The 16,411-nt window shown below is 61.1% G+C and carries 17 protein-coding genes and 1 pseudogene; 6 read left to right on the top strand and 12 right to left on the bottom strand.

All coding sequences use genetic code 11. The features are described 5' to 3' along the window. Positions 1 to 24: 24 nt before the first annotated feature. The 7 genes from benB to FBZ97_RS26915 form a co-directional block, all read right to left on the bottom strand. A complete protein-coding gene (gene benB, locus FBZ97_RS26885) occupies positions 25 to 513 on the bottom strand; it encodes a benzoate 1,2-dioxygenase small subunit (RefSeq protein WP_113352194.1) in 489 nt (162 codons plus the stop codon). Beyond that, positions 510 to 1,868, bottom strand: coding sequence for a Rieske 2Fe-2S domain-containing protein (locus FBZ97_RS26890; protein ID WP_113352193.1), 1,359 nt, complete (start codon positions 1,866 to 1,868; stop codon positions 510 to 512). Before FBZ97_RS26890 ends, benB begins: the two co-directional genes overlap by 4 nt. A 97-nt stretch (positions 1,869 to 1,965) precedes the next feature. Beyond that, positions 1,966 to 2,904 (bottom strand): catechol 1,2-dioxygenase, encoded by a 939-nt coding sequence (catA, locus tag FBZ97_RS26895; protein ID WP_113352192.1) that lies wholly within the window; start codon positions 2,902 to 2,904, stop codon positions 1,966 to 1,968. Between the two features lie 84 nt (positions 2,905 to 2,988). Beyond that, complete coding sequence (gene catC, locus FBZ97_RS26900; protein WP_113352191.1) at positions 2,989 to 3,279, bottom strand: muconolactone Delta-isomerase; 291 nt, start codon at positions 3,277 to 3,279, stop codon at positions 2,989 to 2,991. Positions 3,280 to 3,291: 12 nt separating this feature from the next. Continuing rightward, a complete protein-coding gene (locus FBZ97_RS26905; protein ID WP_113352190.1) occupies positions 3,292 to 4,434 on the bottom strand; it encodes a muconate/chloromuconate family cycloisomerase in 1,143 nt (380 codons plus the stop codon). Positions 4,435 to 4,690: 256 nt separating this feature from the next. Then, positions 4,691 to 5,467: a cyclase family protein gene (locus FBZ97_RS26910; protein WP_113352189.1), complete on the bottom strand. Its 777-nt coding sequence runs from the start codon at positions 5,465 to 5,467 to the stop codon at positions 4,691 to 4,693. A 38-nt stretch (positions 5,468 to 5,505) separates the two neighbouring features. Next, on the bottom strand, positions 5,506 to 6,492 hold the full coding sequence (locus tag FBZ97_RS26915) for a fumarylacetoacetate hydrolase family protein (RefSeq protein WP_113352188.1): 987 nt from the start codon (positions 6,490 to 6,492) through the stop codon (positions 5,506 to 5,508). Positions 6,493 to 6,586: 94 nt separating this feature from the next. Here FBZ97_RS26915 and FBZ97_RS26920 point away from each other — a divergent pair, with 94 nt between their 5' ends. The 6 genes and pseudogenes from FBZ97_RS26920 to FBZ97_RS35120 all read left to right on the top strand — a co-directional run. After that, on the top strand, positions 6,587 to 7,522 hold the full coding sequence (locus tag FBZ97_RS26920; protein ID WP_113352187.1) for an ABC transporter substrate-binding protein: 936 nt from the start codon (positions 6,587 to 6,589) through the stop codon (positions 7,520 to 7,522). After that, positions 7,519 to 8,223: an FCD domain-containing protein gene (locus FBZ97_RS26925; protein ID WP_113352186.1), complete on the top strand. Its 705-nt coding sequence runs from the start codon at positions 7,519 to 7,521 to the stop codon at positions 8,221 to 8,223. The genes FBZ97_RS26920 and FBZ97_RS26925 overlap by 4 nt, the downstream gene beginning before the upstream one ends. Positions 8,224 to 8,237: 14 nt before the next feature. Continuing rightward, entirely contained in the window at positions 8,238 to 9,041 is an 804-nt protein-coding gene (locus tag FBZ97_RS26930) for an ABC transporter ATP-binding protein (RefSeq protein WP_113352185.1), read from the top strand. Beyond that, positions 9,038 to 9,802: an ABC transporter permease gene (locus FBZ97_RS26935; RefSeq protein ID WP_113352184.1), complete on the top strand. Its 765-nt coding sequence runs from the start codon at positions 9,038 to 9,040 to the stop codon at positions 9,800 to 9,802. The genes FBZ97_RS26930 and FBZ97_RS26935 overlap by 4 nt, the downstream gene beginning before the upstream one ends. After that, positions 9,799 to 10,566, top strand: a complete 768-nt coding sequence (locus tag FBZ97_RS26940) for an ABC transporter permease (protein WP_113352183.1) — start codon at positions 9,799 to 9,801, stop codon at positions 10,564 to 10,566. The genes FBZ97_RS26935 and FBZ97_RS26940 overlap by 4 nt, the downstream gene beginning before the upstream one ends. A gap of 147 nt (positions 10,567 to 10,713) precedes the next feature. Beyond that, positions 10,714 to 10,848 (top strand): annotated as a pseudogene (locus FBZ97_RS35120) (Fic family protein); the annotation flags it as partial. Between the two features lie 140 nt (positions 10,849 to 10,988). Here the strand turns inward: FBZ97_RS35120 and FBZ97_RS26950 are convergent. The 5 genes from FBZ97_RS26950 to FBZ97_RS26970 all read right to left on the bottom strand — a co-directional run bounded on the left by FBZ97_RS26950 (position 10,989) and on the right by FBZ97_RS26970 (position 16,394). After that, entirely contained in the window at positions 10,989 to 12,239 is a 1,251-nt protein-coding gene (locus FBZ97_RS26950; protein ID WP_113352182.1) for a trehalase family glycosidase, read from the bottom strand. 31 nt (positions 12,240 to 12,270) lie between these two features. Next, complete coding sequence (locus FBZ97_RS26955; protein ID WP_145322912.1) at positions 12,271 to 13,329, bottom strand: ABC transporter ATP-binding protein; 1,059 nt, start codon at positions 13,327 to 13,329, stop codon at positions 12,271 to 12,273. Between the two features lie 13 nt (positions 13,330 to 13,342). Further along, a complete protein-coding gene (locus FBZ97_RS26960) occupies positions 13,343 to 14,200 on the bottom strand; it encodes a carbohydrate ABC transporter permease (protein WP_145322914.1) in 858 nt (285 codons plus the stop codon). Then, the gene (locus FBZ97_RS26965; RefSeq protein ID WP_145322916.1) at positions 14,197 to 15,048 is read right to left on the bottom strand and encodes a sugar ABC transporter permease; all 852 of its coding nucleotides are present in this window, start codon (positions 15,046 to 15,048) and stop codon (positions 14,197 to 14,199) included. The genes FBZ97_RS26960 and FBZ97_RS26965 overlap by 4 nt, the downstream gene beginning before the upstream one ends. A 71-nt stretch (positions 15,049 to 15,119) precedes the next feature. Further along, a complete protein-coding gene (locus tag FBZ97_RS26970; protein ID WP_145322918.1) occupies positions 15,120 to 16,394 on the bottom strand; it encodes an extracellular solute-binding protein in 1,275 nt (424 codons plus the stop codon). Positions 16,395 to 16,411 lie beyond the last annotated feature (17 nt).

A 16,411-nucleotide genomic window follows, 5' to 3' on the forward strand; every position in this document is an offset into this window, starting at 1 on the left:
TCCAATGCCGTCAGGAGATGCCTGTCAGATGTGATAGACGTCGATGACCTGGCGAATGTAGTCATTCTTCAGCACGATCTTCTTGTTTGAGATCAGCAGTTGATCGCCGCTCCTGCGCAAGGTGACAAACATGGTTCCGAAGAACTGGTCCGTCACCTTGTAGCGGTGATTGAGCGTGTGGAAGTTGCAGCGAATGTCGACCTCCGCTTCGCGGCGAGCCAATACCTCGACATTGGTGACGTTGTGGCTGGTGCGTGGTTCAGGCGTCGATGCACCGGAGCGCTCGGTCTTGATACGGAACACCCGGTCTTCCAGCCCGTCCCGGCTTGGATAGAAAATCAGCGATATCTGGCTATCCGGGTCCTCGGTCAGTTGATCGTCATCATCCCAGGCCGGCATCCAGTATTCGACATCCGGTGCATAGCAGGTCAACCATTCATCCCATTCGCGATCATCGAGCAGTCGCGCCTCGCGATAGAGGAAGGCGCGGATCTCGTCATAGGAAATGCTCATGAGAGGACTCCTTCCTTCTCGGCCGCGAGCGCCTCGCGCATCACCTTCGCCCAATATTCATGCTGGCGGACGAACAGTCCCTCGTCCTCGCTGCGTTCCCCTGACAGCAGCGGCTCCAGGCCCATCCGCCTGGCATTCTCGTCCGGGCCGTCGATCCAGAGGGGCGCCCCGCGCGACAGATCATTCCATAGTGCCGTCGTTCCGGCGTAACCGGCCTGGCAGGCTCGGAATTCCTCCAGGTCATCTGCGGTACCCATGCCCGATACATTGAAGAAGTCTTCATATTGCCGGATACGAAGCGTGCGATCCGCCTCGCTTTCGCCCTTCGGCGCAAAGCAGAAGATGCTGATCTCTGTCTTGTCGACGCTGATGGGGCGGGTCACGCGGATCTGGGTGCTGAACTGGTCCATCAGGAACATATTCGGATAAAGGCAGAGATTGCGGGTCTGGTTGATGATGAAATCCGCCTTGTCGGCGCCCATGCGGGTTTCGATCTCGTCGCGACGGTTATAGACCGGCCTGACCTCCGGGTTCATCGCCCGGGTCCACAACAGGATATGGCCGTTCTCGAAACCGTAGACGCCGGCGATGGACTTGCTCCAGCCATTGGCATCGACGGCCTTCGTGCCCTCCTCGTTGCGCCGTCCCATGGTGGCGGCGTAGTTCCAGTGGACGGAGCTGACGTGATAGCCGTCGCAACCGTTCTCCATCTGCAGCTTCCAGTTTCCGTCATAGATGTAGGACGAGTTGCCACGCAGGACTTCCAGGCCCTCGGGCGCCTGATCCACGACCTGGTCGATGATGACCTTGGCTGCGCCGAGATAATGCTCCAGTGAGGCAACGTCTCCGTTCAAGCTGCCGAAGAGGAAGCCGCGATAGCTCTGGAAACGCGGCACCCGCTTGAGATCGTGCGAGCCATCCTTTGCGAATTGCTCGGGATATTGCGTCGTCTTCTCGTCCTTGACCTTCAGCAGCTTGCCGGTGTTGGAGAAGGTCCAGCCGTGGAAGGGGCAGGTGAAGCTGCCCTTGTTGCCATGCTTGCGGCGGCAGAGCATGGCGCCGCGATGAGCACAGGCATTGATGACGGCATGCAGCTCTCCAGTCTTGTCGCGAGTGATGACCACGGGCTGGCGGCCGATATAGGTGGTGTAATAGTCGTTGTTATCTGGAATCTGGCTTTCATGCGCCAGGTAGACCCAATTGCTCTCGAAGATATGCTTCATCTCCAGCTCGAACAGGTCTTCATTAGTGAAGATGTCGCGGCGGCAGCGGAATATTCCCGCCTCCTTGTCATCCTGCACCGCGGTTGCAAGCAGATGATCGAGATCTCGGGCCTTATCGATGATCGCAGACATGGTTTTTCTCCCGCTCGCGGCGCCTCGGCGCGGCACTAGCAACAATGTCGATGATGAAGAGAGGGGCGGTGGCCGTCCCGGCCACCGCGTCATGCGGTTAGGCTGCCGCGCGCTTGCGCTGCTCGTTGATCTGGTTGTCGACGCCGTTGACGAGGGCTGTCAGATGGAAGTCGAACTTGATTTCGGCATAGGGGCCACTGAGATTATTGGCCTTGATACCGGCCTCGTCGGTGCGTTCGGTGACCTCGGGCACGAGGCCGTCCCTGGTCGCATAGGCAAAGTCGTCATTGACGAGCGGATCGCCGGCGATGTTGATCTGGGTCGTCAGCTTGCGATGGTCGTCGGCGCTGATGAAGAAGTGGATATGAGCTGGGCGCTGGCCGTGGCGGCCGAGTGCCGACAGCAGCTTTTCGGTGGGGCTGCCCGGCGGCACGCCATAGCCATGCGGCACGATGCTCTGGAACTTGTAACAGCCGTTGACGTCGGCGATGATCGTGCGACGCATGTTGAACGGGGCCTGCTTTCCCGTGGGGTCGAAATGCGAATAGAAGCCACGGGTATCACAGTGCCATACCTCGACGCTTGCGCCGGGTAGCGGCTTGCCATCGGCGCCATGGACGGTGCCGTGCATGATGAGCGCGTGGCCGTTGGCATCGGTGCCGTCGTCAAGGCGGGCAAAGCCGTGCGCGACCGGCGCGCCGGCCACATAGAGCGGCCCTTCGATCGTGCGCGGCGTCTCGTTCTTGATGCCGAGCGCGTCGTCGATGGCATCGAGGCGTTCGTCGAGAAAATGGTCCAGCCCGAGGCCGGGCGAGATGAGGCCGGCCTGGCCGGCCGCGCCGAGTTCGTTCAGCCAGGCGATCGCCGTCCAGTATTCGTCGGGTGTGATGTCGAGGTCGTCAATCGCCCTAAACAGATCCGACACCAGCCGGTGGATGACCTGCTTGACGCGCGGATTGCCGCCATCATTGGTCAGGCCGCTGAGCACCTTCAGGAAATCCTGTACGTCAGGCCTGTCAAAAATCCTCACACTCATGTCGTACTCCTCCTCTTTTCCGATCGTTGCGATAGCCGCTTCGAAGACCCTGCGAGCGGCAAGGCCCTCTTGCGGGTCGTCGCCTCAGGTGTCGTCGTCGCGGATCGACGACGGATGCCGCAAAAGCGGCGTGACTTTGATGGTCATGAACTTGAACAGCGGCAATCCACTCAGGATCGCATGCAGCTCTTCATTGTCCTTCACATCGAAAATACTGTGGTTCGCGTATTCGCCGGCAATGCGCCAAATATGCCGCCATTTGCCGCTGCGCTGCAGTTCCTGAGAATAGGCCTTCTCTCTAGCGATAATCTCACCCGCGTCGGTCTGCGGGAGATCCCAGGGGATGTTAACGTCCATTCGCACGAGAAAAAGCATGACCCCTATCCTTTACATAGCGACGCTGACGGTCTTGCGCGGCCCATCGCGCAGGAAGAATTTCACGCGCTCATCGTCGAGCGCGATGCCGAGGCCTGGCCCATTTGGAACGGCGAGCTCGAATTCGCCATAGTCTAGCGGCGTCGCGAGAATTTCCTCGGTCAGCAGCAGCGGCCCGAAGAGTTCCGTTCCCCATTGCAGATTGGCGAAAGTGGAAAAGACGTGAGCGGAAGCGGCGGTCCCAACGACGCCCTCGAGCATGGTGCCACCATAGAGTTCGATGCCGGCTGCATCGGCGATGGACGCGACGCGCTGCGCATTGAAGAGGCCGCCGCTTTGCTCGATCTTGATGGCGAAGACATCCACGCCGTTGGTCTTCGCGAGCTCGAAAGCGGTTTCTGGACCCTGTAGGGATTCATCGGCCATCAGGGCGATGGAAAAGCGGCGCACGAGCCGCGTCAATGCCGCCGCGGAAGCGACTGGCTGTTCGACCAGCTGGCAGCCCGCATCAGCAAGCGCGGCCATGCCGTAGGCCGCTTCGGTTTCGCTCCAGGCCATGTTGACGTCGACGCGAACCGCACCGCGGTCCCCAAGCGCGCGCTTGATCGCCGCGACATGCGCGATGTCTTCGCTGAGCGTCCTGGCGCCGATCTTCAGCTTGAAAATCCTGTGGCGGCGAAGGTCGAGCATCTTCTCGGCCTCGGCTATGTCGGTGGCCGTATCGCCGGAGGCGAGTGTCCATGCGACTGGCAACCGGTCGCGTACGCGTCCTCCCAGGAGTTCGCTGACCGGCAAGCCGAGACGCTTGCCGTGCGCATCCAGCAGTGCCGTTTCGACGGCGCATTTGGCGAAGCGGTTTTCCTTGATCCTTTTACCGACGCGCGCCATCAGGAGCTGTATACGGGTGGCGTCCTGGCCCATCAGAGCCGGCTGAAAATAGGTATCGATCGCGAGTTTCATACCCTCCGGGCTTTCCCCGCCGTAGGAGAGCCCGCCGATCGTCGTTCCCTCGCCAATGCCAACGATGCCGTCGCTGCAATGGATTTTGACCAGCATCAGGCTCTGACCATGCATCGTCGTGACGGAGAGCCTGTGCGGCCGGATGGTCGGCAGGTCGATCAGCAAGGTTTCCACCCCGTCGATGACCGGGGCCATGGGTGCGTTCTGAGCAATGGGTGCGAAAACCGTGTTCATGACGCAAATGTGCGCCGCGGCCGAAGGATCGTCCAACACTGAATAGGTTTATTATAATACCCTGTAGGTATAATGTGCTTCAACCTGACCGGAATGCAGGCTTTCCGCACTACACAACACCAGACGAGTTTAAAAATAAGCGGTGAGTAGGAGGCGTCGAAAGGGACTTCGTCAACTCCGCTCCTCGTCGGCCGACGAGCACCCAAGCGATCCGGTATCAGTTATCGATAATCGCTACCGCGCGGCACCAGCCGGCGGATGCTCGCTCGATCTTGACGGGGAAGCAGCTGATCGTGAAGCCGGCCGAGGGGAGTTCCTCCAGATTGTGCAGCTTTTCGATATGGCAATAGCCGGTGTGCCGGCCGGCCTTGTGGCCTTCCCAGATCAGCGATGCATCCCCGGTCTCGATATATTTTTTTGCGGTATGCACGAACGGAGCATCCCAGCTCCAGCCGTCCGTGCCGGTGACGCGGACGCCCCGGTCCAGAAGGTACATGGTCGCTTCATAGCCCATGCCGCAGCCGCTTGCGACATAGTCCGGCTGGCCGAACTTGATGCCAGCGGATGTGTTGACGACGACGATTTCCAGGGGCTTCAGCACGTGGCCGATACGCTTCAGCTCGGCTTCGACGTCGGCCGCCGTGGCGACATAACCGTCGGGAAAATGGCGGAAGTCGAGCTTCACCGCCGGCTGGTAGCACCATTCGAGCGGCACCTCGTCGATACGCCAGGCCGGTTCGCCATGGTTCATCGTCGGATGGTAATGCCACGGCGCGTCAAGATGCGTGCCGTTGTGGGTCGAAAGCACCACTTTTTCAACCGCCCAGCCTGCTCCTTCGGGCAGGTCCTCGGCCTTCAACCCTGGAAAGAAGGACAGGATCTGGTCGAGGCTTTGGACGTGGTCGATATAGCTCACGGACGGAATCTGGATCGGCGGGTCGGCCGGGATGTCGTTGGCAATCGGGACTGAAAGGTCGATGATACGGTGCGCCATTGTTTCCTCCCAAGGCGATGCGTTCGCGCAATATGGCGTCAGGCGAATTGCCGGACGACCTTGTTCTTCAAGATGCCGATCTTCTCGATCTCCAACTCGACGATGTCGCCGTCCTCCAGGAAGTGGCCGGTTTCCAGGCCGCATCCGTTGCCGATCGTGCCCGAGCCGATAAATTCGCCAGCATGGACGGTTTCGTCCTGCGACATATGCGCCAGGATCTGCTCGAAGCTGAAGAGCATGCCAGCCGTCGTGCTTTCGCAACGGACCTCGCCGTTCACTCGGACGGCAGCCTTCAGCGAATAGGGATCGGGTATCTCGTCCCGGGTCACGATCCAAGGACCGAGAACGTTGGCGCCGTCGAAGCTTTTGCCCTTGGCCGGGCCGAGCCATCCCGGCATTTCCTTGCCCTGCTGGTCGCGCGCCGAAAAGTCGTTGAAGATCGTGTAACCGAAGATGTGGTCTCGGGCGTCTTCGACGCTGATATTGGCGGCGGTCTTGCCCACGACGATGCCGTATTCGAGCTCGTAGTCCATCACCCTGGAATAACGGGGCCATGCCACCGTGGCGCCGGGGCCGCCCACGATCAGCCGGTTTGTGATGTAGTAGATCGGCAATTGACGATAGATATCCGCAAGCGGCGCAAGCGGTTCGGCGTCTATGGCCGCAATGGCCTCGCTGTCGCCCGCGGCCATCAGCCGCCGCATGCCTCGGCCCGACTGCCGTATATGGGTTTCGTAGCTCATGCCGTCGCGCATCTGACGCGGTTCGGGAAGCGGCGCCAGCAATTCGGCCGAACCGACCGGCAGCCCGAGCGCGGCGTTGTCGCCGTGTTCGGCAAACAGGCGCCGGGCTTCCTCAAGCGCGCCATCGCCGCCGTCGATCAGCGCCAGCATCGAAGAAAAGCTTCGCGCATTGTCACTGTGAAGCTCGGCCGCGTGTGTCAAGTCGAATAGGCGCGTATCGCCTTCATGCACGATTCCGACACGTGGGGAACCGTCCGCGTTTCGAAAAGTCGCCAGTTTCATCAGTCTCCTCCGACTTGCGATCATATATATTTTGTGACTATATCGATATTTGATATCATCCCGATTGGGAAGCGGGATTTTGGGAGGAATTTAAATGACGGTTTTCGCGAGGGCCGCGTTCGGAGCGGCACTGGTACTTGCTGCGTGGGCGGACAATGCTACGGCGCAGACGAAGGTCAATATCGGCTGCACGGCGACGACGGATTGCGCATCCGCCGCGGTGGCGCTGCAGGAGGGCATCTTCAAGAAGAACGGTCTGGACGTCAGTCTGACGCTGATAGGGCTGAATTCCAACATTCCCGCGGCCCTGCTCTCGGACTCGATCCAGATCGGGGGGCCGACGCCGTCCGTCTTCTTGCAGGCCATCGATGGCGGGCTCGATCTCGTCGCGGTGGCGGGAGCCAGTTCCACCGCCAACAGTACCTATGACTCGGCAGGGGTGATCGCCGCGCCGGCAAGCGGGATCAGGGGCCCGAAGGATTTCGTTGGCAAGAAGGTGGGCGCACCCGGTATAGGGGCCTTCCTCCAGGTCCTTTTCTCCAAGTGGCTGATCGATAACGGCGTCGATCCCAAACAGGTGAATTTCGTCGAGGTCACCTTTCCGACGATGAGCGATGCACTGAAATCCGGAGCCGTGGATGCCGTGGTCGGGGCCGAGCCGTTCATGTCGCGCATTCTGGCGAGCGGCACAGGCAAGATCGCGGGCTATTTCCTCGAAAAGCTGCCGGAGCGCCGACCGCAGATCCTTTATGCGTCCACTCGTGTCTGGGCGGATGCGAATCCGGATGCCTTGAAGGCGTTCCGGGCCTCCATCCAGGAAGGCGCGAAGATCGTCAACGAGTATCCCGACAAGGGCCGGAAAGCCATCGCCAATTTCACGAAGATTTCGATGGACGTGCTTTCGAAGATGAAGCTTTCTGTTGCGGATCCAGGGATCGATCAGGAACAACTTGATTGGTGGGTCAGCACCATGAGCGAGCAGAATATGCTGCAGGGAAAGCCGGATACGGCGACACTTATCCAGAAATGATCGAAGCTAAAATCAATCCACTGTTCGGGGAGGCTGCGACGGCCTCCGATACCTTGAGCGAGCGCGCCGCGGCGGTTGTCGAGCACGATATTCTGTCGGGCATCTGGCCGCCCGGGGAACGCCTCGGTATTCAGGCCCTCTCCGAGCGTTACGGCATCGGTGCCACGCCGCTCAGGGAAGGTCTGTCTCGTCTTGTCTCGAGAGGATTGATTTCGGCCGTCGGCCAAAAAGGTTTCCGGGTCGCCGGTGTTTCGAAAGCCGATCTTGCCGACATCACGCTCGTGCGAACCCTGACTGAGCTGGAAGCCCTGCGGCTTTCAATGCAGCAGGGAGGCGATGAATGGGAGGCGGGCATCCTGTCGGCTCTCCACCGTCTCGTCCGGTCCGTCGAACGCGATCCTGAGACGATGCGGGAAGGAACTCCGGAGTTCGACCGCCTGCACAAAGCCTTCCATCGGGCGTTGCTCGAAGCCTGCGGCTCGGAGCGCCTGCTGCGAATACACGATGATCTGTATTACCAGGCTTATCGCTACCGACGGGTGATGATGAGTCGCCTTGCGCCGCATCACGATGCTTTCCTGGAAGCCCACAAGGCGCTTGCCGATGTCGTTCTGGCGCGGCGGTTCGACAAGGCCGAGGCCGAGCTCGCCAGCCATCTCGCCCAAACCCTCGATGTCGTCTACGGCCGAACAGAAACATAAGGGGAAACATGAACATGGCCGTGACAGCCAATCCAACGGCGATAAGCAGAGATGCCGCGCAGTCGGTGATAAGCTTCGACGGGGTGAGCCTTGCCTATGGCGGCCGGGTCATCATCTCCGAATTGAGCCTCGACGTCCGCCGCGGCGAAATCGTCTGCATCATCGGGCCTTCGGGCTGCGGCAAGACCACGGCGCTTCGCATGGCCGGGGGCCTCGTGCGTCCGAGCGCCGGCACGGTGAGGCTGCTCGGCGCCCCGCTGACCGCCCCACGGCAGGACGTGGCGATCGTCTTTCAAGACTACGCCAAGGCGCTACTCCCCTGGCGCACGGCGGCCGCGAATATCTCGCTGGCGCTTGAGGCGGCCGGCGTACCGCGTGGCGAGCGGCAGGCCCGCATCGGGCCACTTCTCACCAAGGTTGGGCTTGCGGGACACGAAGATAAATATCCTGGGGAGATGTCGGGTGGCATGCAGCAGCGCATTCAGATTGCCCGCTGTCTGGCCCAGGAGCCGGCCGTGTTGCTGATGGACGAACCGTTCGGAGCTCTCGACGCCATGACCCGACAGGGCCTGCAGGACGAGATGCTCTCGCTGGTGGCGGAAACAGGGACGACCGTCTTCTTCGTGACCCATGACCTGGAGGAGGCGGTCTATCTCGGCGACCGGGTCATTGGCCTCATGCCTAATCCCGGCCGCATCGGCATCGACCAGCCGGTAGATCTGCCCCGCCCGCGCAATCAACTCGAGACCCGCGAAATGCCCGAATTCCTGCGGCTTCGGCGCGCGCTGTTCGATTTCATTGAGAAGGCTGAACCATGAGCGCTAGCCGATGGAAAGGTTTCGTTGTGCCGGGAGCGCTGCTGATTGCGGCGGAAATCGGCATGCGGACCCGTGAATCGGATTCTCTGTCGCTTGCTGCACCGAGCGACATCGCTGCTGCTCTAGTCCGGATCCTGGTTGACGGATCACTGCTGGCTGCAACGCGTGATACGCTGGTGACCGCAGGTGTCGGCCTGTTTCTCGGCGGAGTGATCGGTTTGATACTCGGCATGCTGTTTGGTCTGGTCGAGACGGTGGATCGTCTGATGGAGGTGACTGTGGAAGCGGTACGCCCGATTCCGTCGGTCGCGGTTCTGCCGATCGCCATGCTGCTATTTGGTTTCGGTTATCGCATGGAGATCGCCATTGTCGCCTTCTCCTGCCTTTGGCCGATCATGATCCTGACTCGCTCGGCAATGGGTGGCATCGAGCCGCGACTGATGGAAGTCGCGCGAGCACTCAGGCTGTCGACCTGGAGCCAGCTGCGAAAGATCGTGCTGCCCGCAGCGCTACCGCGCATCATGGTCGCATTTCGTTTGGCGGCGGCGATTGCGCTTGTCGTGTCCGTCACAGTCGAAATCGCCGTCAATCCAATCGGACTGGGCTACGGCATCCTGATCGCGCAGCAGGCCCTGCAGCCAGCCATTATGCTCGCATATCTGGTCTGGATCGGTATCGTGGGATGGGGGCTGAACGGTCTGTTGTCGCTGGTGCAGAACAAATTTTTTGGCCGCATCGGACGAGTGGAGACCATTACATGAAGGCCTGGCGCGTGCTCTGGCTCGGATTGAGCTTTCTGATCGCCGTTCTCCTCGTCTGGGCATGGCAGATGCTGGCGGAATATAAACTGGTCAGCCCCGTTTTCCTGCCCGGGCCGGATCGCGCCTGGGGCGCTTTGATGAAAGGCTTCATGACCGGCGATCTCGGGAGAAAGCTGCTCTCGACAGTGGGGCGGATGTTCTGGGGATGGCTGATCGCCTCCTTACTCGGCATTATTCTAGGCGCCGCCATCGGCACCTCTCCGCGCCTGCGCGCCTATCTTTCGCCGATGCTGGAGTTCCTTCGCCCGCTGCCGGCCTCCGCGACGATTCCCGTGGCCATCGCGATACTCGGCCTGTCGGACGGCATGGTGCTTGCCGTGATCGCCTTCGGCGCGCTTTGGCCGGTGCTCCTTGCCACCGTGCATGGTTTTTCGGGGGTTGAACCGCGCCTCTATGAGGTCGGGCGAGCGCTAAAACTTTCGCGAGTGGCCGTGATCGGCAAGATTGCATTGCCATCGGCGAGCCCGGATATTCTCGCTGGTATGCGCCTCGGGCTCACGGTGGCTCTCATCCTGTCAATCGTATGTGAGATGATTGCAGGTCGGGATGGACTCGGTAACTGGATTCTGCTCGCCGCACGCTCGTTTCGTGCCCCGGACCTCTATGCTGGCGTGATCCTGCTCGGTGTGCTGGGATATCTGACCGCGGTTGCGATTGGACTTGTCGAGGCCCGATTGCTTGACTGGCGACGGCGCACGAAATAACTCCAAGCAACAGACGTTGAATCTGCTCACGCGCGGCCACGACGGCACTGCTTTTGCAACCTCCGGCGAGCAACCTATCGCTACGGTTCGGAGGTTGGTCAACGGCGCTGTGTCGCAACGCCAGGCCTATTCGGACCCGCAGCTAAAGCGGCGCTGGCAGACTTGGAGCGCTTCGACATCATCAAGGAAATAACGGGTCGCAAGCGCGGGAGAGTCTTCAGCTATGGCCCGTACCTCGCAATTCTGAGTGAGGGCACCGATCCGTCGTCCCCGGCCGCGTGAAAAAACAGAATATTTATAGGTCGCTGGGTCGAATCCGTTCAGCTGCAAACAGTACCGGAGATTGCGATTGCTTCTGGCCCAAATCTATTAAGCTGATGCATGACCTGAGATTGATGCGCGGGCGCGACTGGTACCTAAATTTATGACGCCACAAGCCACATATACGCTGCCGCCGTCCAGGAGAAGCCAAGGCCGCCGCAGCCTTCACCAGTGACCGGGTCGAAATATTCAGCAAAACCCTCCGCCTCGATCGCCGAGATGGTCGACTTGCGCAGCTTCTCGGCATCATCTACGCGGCCATTGCGCTTCAGGCCGTCGATCAGCAGCCAGTTGATGATCGCCCAGGCCGGGCCGCGCCAGTACCGTTTCGGCTCCCAGCTGTCGATGCCGGGCTTTACTGTCGGGAAGGCGACTTTCATCCCCTTGGACCAAGCCTTCATTTCATCGGCGAGAGCGCCGACGACTGCCTTGTCGAGATCGAGCGACAGAAGCGGGATGAAGCCCGCCTGTGTCGGCGCCACGATATCCTGGCCAGAAACGAGATCGCGGGATACGAAACGCGACAGATCGGGTCGCCACTGGGCGAGGATCGCGTTACGAGTTTTTTCATTGAGCGCGGCGATCTCGGACGCGTCTTCCATGCGGCCGAATTCGTGGGCAAGTGCAGCAAGGTCTTCGCCGGCCTTGAGCAGGATCGCGGTGGTCTGGATCTCGGCGACCTTGAAAGATGCCTTCGCCCACTGTCTAGCTGGCTCCCAGGCGCAGGCGGCATAGGTATCAACCAGGTGGATGAAGCGCTGATAGTCCTCGTTGCGGGGACGCATCAAAGCGTTCACGTGGCCGGTATCCTTGCGCACGACCGGCGTGTCGGTGGTGGTGGGAACGCGGGCGAGCGCGACGTCCCATGCGGGAGAATTGTCGCTGCCACTTTCCCAGGGATGGAGCAGGGCAACGAGGCCTGTTCCTTGCGGGTCGCGGGCCGCATACCACCAGCGCTGCCATTTCAGGGCCGCCTCGTAGAGCGGCAGGGTGCGGGTCTTGTCACCGGTGGCTTGGTGCAGCTTGCGCAGCGCGATGGCGAAAACCGGCGGCTGGGTGATGCCGGAGGTGGGGATCGTGTGGTGGGTGCGCCAGACGTTCGGGCCTGGAAAATAGGTATCGCTCGCCTGGTGGAAGACGATATGCGGGATCATGCCGTCCGCCCACTGGCCCTCGACCAGCCGCTCCAGTTCGCGATAGGCGCGGTCCGTATCGTAGAGCGCGAAGCCCATGGCGACGAAGGCGGAATCCCAGTTCCATTGGAAGGGATAGAGCCGGTCCGTCGGCACCGTATAGCCGCCGCGGTCATTGGCGACGAGAATGCGCTTGGCTTGATCGATATGCAGGTTCATGTGGGTACTCCGGTATTGGGGAGGGACGCCCCTAGGCCGTCACGGGCGGAAAGGATTGGCCGCTTTCGGCGGAAAGCCAGGTGATGCGCTTGCGATCGAGCTTCAGGCCGATCGTATCGCCGCTCCTGACGGTTTCGGAGGCAGGCAGGATGACGCGGACGGGCTGATCGTGGATCGAGCCGGTCAGGAGCAGGTGCGAGCCCATCGGTTCGGCGACCCGCACTTTCATTTCAAGGCCCTCGGGCAGGCCCGCGAGCTCGACCGCCTCGCCGCGCAGGCCGAGGATGATCTCCTTGCCGGCTTCCCGCGGTGTATTCAGTTGCTCGATCCCGGCAGCGACCTGGCCGTTCAGGACGGGGACCTTGATGAAGTTCATCGGCGGATTGCCGATGAACCCGCCGACGAAGCGCGTTGCGGGATGATTGTAAACATCGACCGGCGAGCCGACCTGCTCTACGATCCCTCCGTGCATGACGGCGATGCGATCGGAAAGGCCCATCGCCTCCGTCTGGTCGTGCGTGACGTAGATCGTCGTCGTGCCGGCCGACTGCAGCACCGTCTTGAGTTCGGTGCGCATTTCGAGGCGAAGCAGCGCATCGAGGTTGGAGAGCGGTTCGTCCATGAGGAGTACCTTGGGCTCGACGGCAAGCGCGCGGGCAACGGCGACGCGCTGGCGCTGGCCGCCCGAAAGCTTGTTCGGGTAACGGTCGAGATATTGCTCGATATGCAGCAGGCCGGCGGCCTTTTCGACTTGCGCCTTGACGCGTGCCTCATCCGCCTTCTGCATGCGCAACCCGAAGGCGACGTTTTCATAGACCGTCATATGCGGGAAGACCGCGTAGTTTTGGAAGACCATGGCGAGCCCGCGGTCCTTGGGAGGGAGCCCGAGAACCGACTTGTCGCCGATGCGGACATCGCCGCCGGATGCGGTTTCGAGACCAGCAATGATGCGCAGGAGCGTGGTCTTGCCACAGCCGGACGGGCCGAGAAGCGAGACGAATTCACCGTCGTTGATCGTCAGCGAGACCTCTCTCAGGGCCTGGAATGCCCCGAAACTTTTGCGGACACGGTCGATGACAATATTGGCCATGGAATTGGTCCCGTTATTTAGAGGAAATACCCCAGATCGCGAAAAGGTAGCGCCTGACCGCGAAGATGAAGACAACAGAGGGAAGGATGAGCATCAGGCCGCCGGCGAAGCGGTAATGCATCGGGCTTTCGGAAAGCACCGTCAGCAGATAGGCGGTCAGCGTGCGATTGCGCACCGTCAGCACCGAGGCGGCGAAGACTTCGTTCCACGAGATGACGAACGCGAAGACCGCCGTCGCGACGATCCCCGGCAAGGCGAGCGGCGCCACGACCTTGAAAAAGGCCTGGATGCGGGTGCAGCCGAAAACCCATGCGGCTTCTTCCAGCTCCTTCGGGACACCGAGGAAAATGCCCTGGGTCACCAGAGCGGAGAAGGGGAGCGCCAGGACCGTATGGATCAGGCCGACGCCGACGATCGTATCGTAAAGGCCGAGCCGGATGAAGGAGACGGTGAGCGGCAGCGCCAGGATTGCCAGCGGGAAGGCGCGCGTCAGCAGAACCAGCAGCCGGTAGCTGTCCTTGCCCGGAAAATTGTATCGGGCGAGCGCATAACCGGCAGGTGCCCCGAGCAGGATGGAGAGCGCTACCGTGATGCCCGCGGCGCCCAGCGAATTGAGGAACGAGCGGACGACCCCTTCCGTCTGCAGGAAGAGCATGAAGGGTTCGAGCGAGATGCCGGTCGGCAGGCCGGTCTTCGGCCAAATGTAGACGCCCTGTCGTCCGCCGAGCGCGCCTAGCGCCACGAGATAGATCGGCACCAGAACCCAGGCGCAAAGCGCGGCGATACCGCTCCAGAGCAACCAGCGGCGCGATGAAACGAAGCTTGCGAGATTGGCTGTTGCTGCTTCGGAGCTGATGGCTTGTGTACTCATGGCAGGCGTTCCGGATCGACCTTGAAGGCCTTGAGATAGACGAAGGTTGCGGCAAGCGAGATGACCATGATCAGAACCGCATAGGCGGCCGCGACGCTGTAATTCTGGTTCTGGTTCTGCCAGTTATAGGCTTCGCCCACGAGGACCGGAAAATTACGGCCGCCCAGTGCGTATACGACCGCGAAGACCTCGAAGGCGAGCACGGTGCGCAGGATGAGGGCCGATTGCAGCGCCGGGCGGATCAACGGCAGGGTTATTTTCCAGAAGCGCGTCCATGGACCAGCTCCGAAAATTTCGGCGGCCTCCTTGAACTCCTTCGGCACCTGGTTGAGGCCGGCGACGATGATGACCATGACGATCGCCGTGCCGCGCCAGATCTCCGCCACCGCGATGGCGACGAAAAGCGCGACCGGCGTCTGGTAAGAGAGCCAACTCGCCTGGCGGCTGATCACGCCGAGGCTGAAGAGCAGCGAGTTGAAATAACCGGTATTCTGCAGGATCGACAGCCAGACGAGGCCGGCGGCGAGGTCCGAAATGCCGAGCGGGATCGTCCAAATCCAAAGGATCGTCTCCCGCCCGCGGCCGATCTTGGCGACCATCGTACCCATGGCGAGCGCGATGGCGATCTGGACCGGTACGACCACGATCGTCAGCAGGAAGGTGTTGCGCACCGATTGGATGAAATTGATGTCCGTTACCATGCGCTGCATGTTTGCAAGCGACGGCGCGCCGTCATCCGAGACCGCCAGCCAGATCGTCTGCACAAGCGGCACGATGAAAAGCAGGCCGAGGAAAACGACGGATGGCAGGATCAGCAGATAGGGGATCCAGGGTCGGTTTTGGGTCATGGGCTCCCGCCTCGAAAAGCAGGGTTGCGGAAAGAATGACCGGGCATTCGCGCCCAGGCACCCAGGGAGGATTATTGAACCGGGCAGGGGCCGTCACTCTTGGCGTCCGGTGCCCAGCAGGGAGCCTTGGTGTCGGTCATCAGCTTGGCCATGACGGCACCCTGCTTGGCGAGCACGTCGCCAACGGGCTGGTTCTGCAGCACGATCAGCTGGAAGCTGTCCATATAGATCTTGTTGAACTCGCCGCCCTTGTCGCCGAGGCCGACTGGGAGAAGCGAGATCACCGCGTCCTTGGCGGCCTGGGTCTTGGTGACGGCACCGGCGAGAAGCGCGATGCCCTGATCGAGATCCGGCGGCAGCTGGACGTTCAGCGTCGGGAAGAAGCCGACCTTGGACGCGGTGAGCAGCTGGATCTTCGGGCTCGTCAGTGTTTCGATGATCTTCATCGCGCCCGCCGCATCCGGGGCGCCCTTCGGGATCGAAAGGCCGGCGAGAACGGGCATGTATCCGCGCCCCTTGGGGCCGGCCGGAGGCGGGAATACGACATAGTCGTCTGGCGAGGCGGAAATGGCATTCTTCAGGCGGGCGACATGGTCCCAGGCGACCATGACTTCACCGGCGGCCAGCGGCTCCTGCATGAAGTCGTAATTGGTTGAGTTGGGGTTTACATAGGCCCAGAGCGACTTGAGTTTCTCCCAACCTGCCACGGCATCGGCGTTCTTGAAGGTGCGTACTACGCCGCCGGTGAAGGACGGATAGAAATAACCCTGGAAGTAACGTGCCATCAGGCCCTTGGGACCGGCCGGGAAGCCGATCTGCGGCTGGCCAGTCGCCTGCTGCATGTTCTTGCCCCACTCGATCAGCTGATCGTAGGTGATGGCGTTGATATCGGCGCCCTTTGGCAGGTATTGCAGGGCTTCCTTCTTGGCGGCCATGACATAGGTCGCCTGCATCCACGGAATGTATTGCTGGGTGGATTTGCCGAGCTTGCCGAGGTCGAGGAGCGATTGCGGCATGCCGCCGGCAGCGAGCGTCTTAGCGAGATTATCAAGCGGTTCGAGCTGATCCTTGTCGGCAAGTGGCGAAAGCTCACCGTGCAGCGCGCCGATCAGGCTGACGGTGTGCTTGCCGGCCTTGGCCTCCGCTTCCATGCGTACGGCGAACTGCGGCGGTTCCTCGACCACATAATCCACCTTGCCGGCATCCTTCAGCAGGTCCTGCCGCACGACGGTTGCCTCCTCGATCGGGCGAAGCTGGGTGGATACGAAAACCGTCTGGGCAAGCACCGGCGAAGCAAAGGCCAGCACAGTGGAAGCCAGAATTCCGAATGACGTGATGCGTTTCATGTTCTCTCCTCCTTCAT

It is taken from the genome of Rhizobium sp. ERR 942, from assembly GCF_007828395.1.
Classification (GTDB): domain Bacteria; phylum Pseudomonadota; class Alphaproteobacteria; order Rhizobiales; family Rhizobiaceae; genus Rhizobium; species Rhizobium dioscoreae.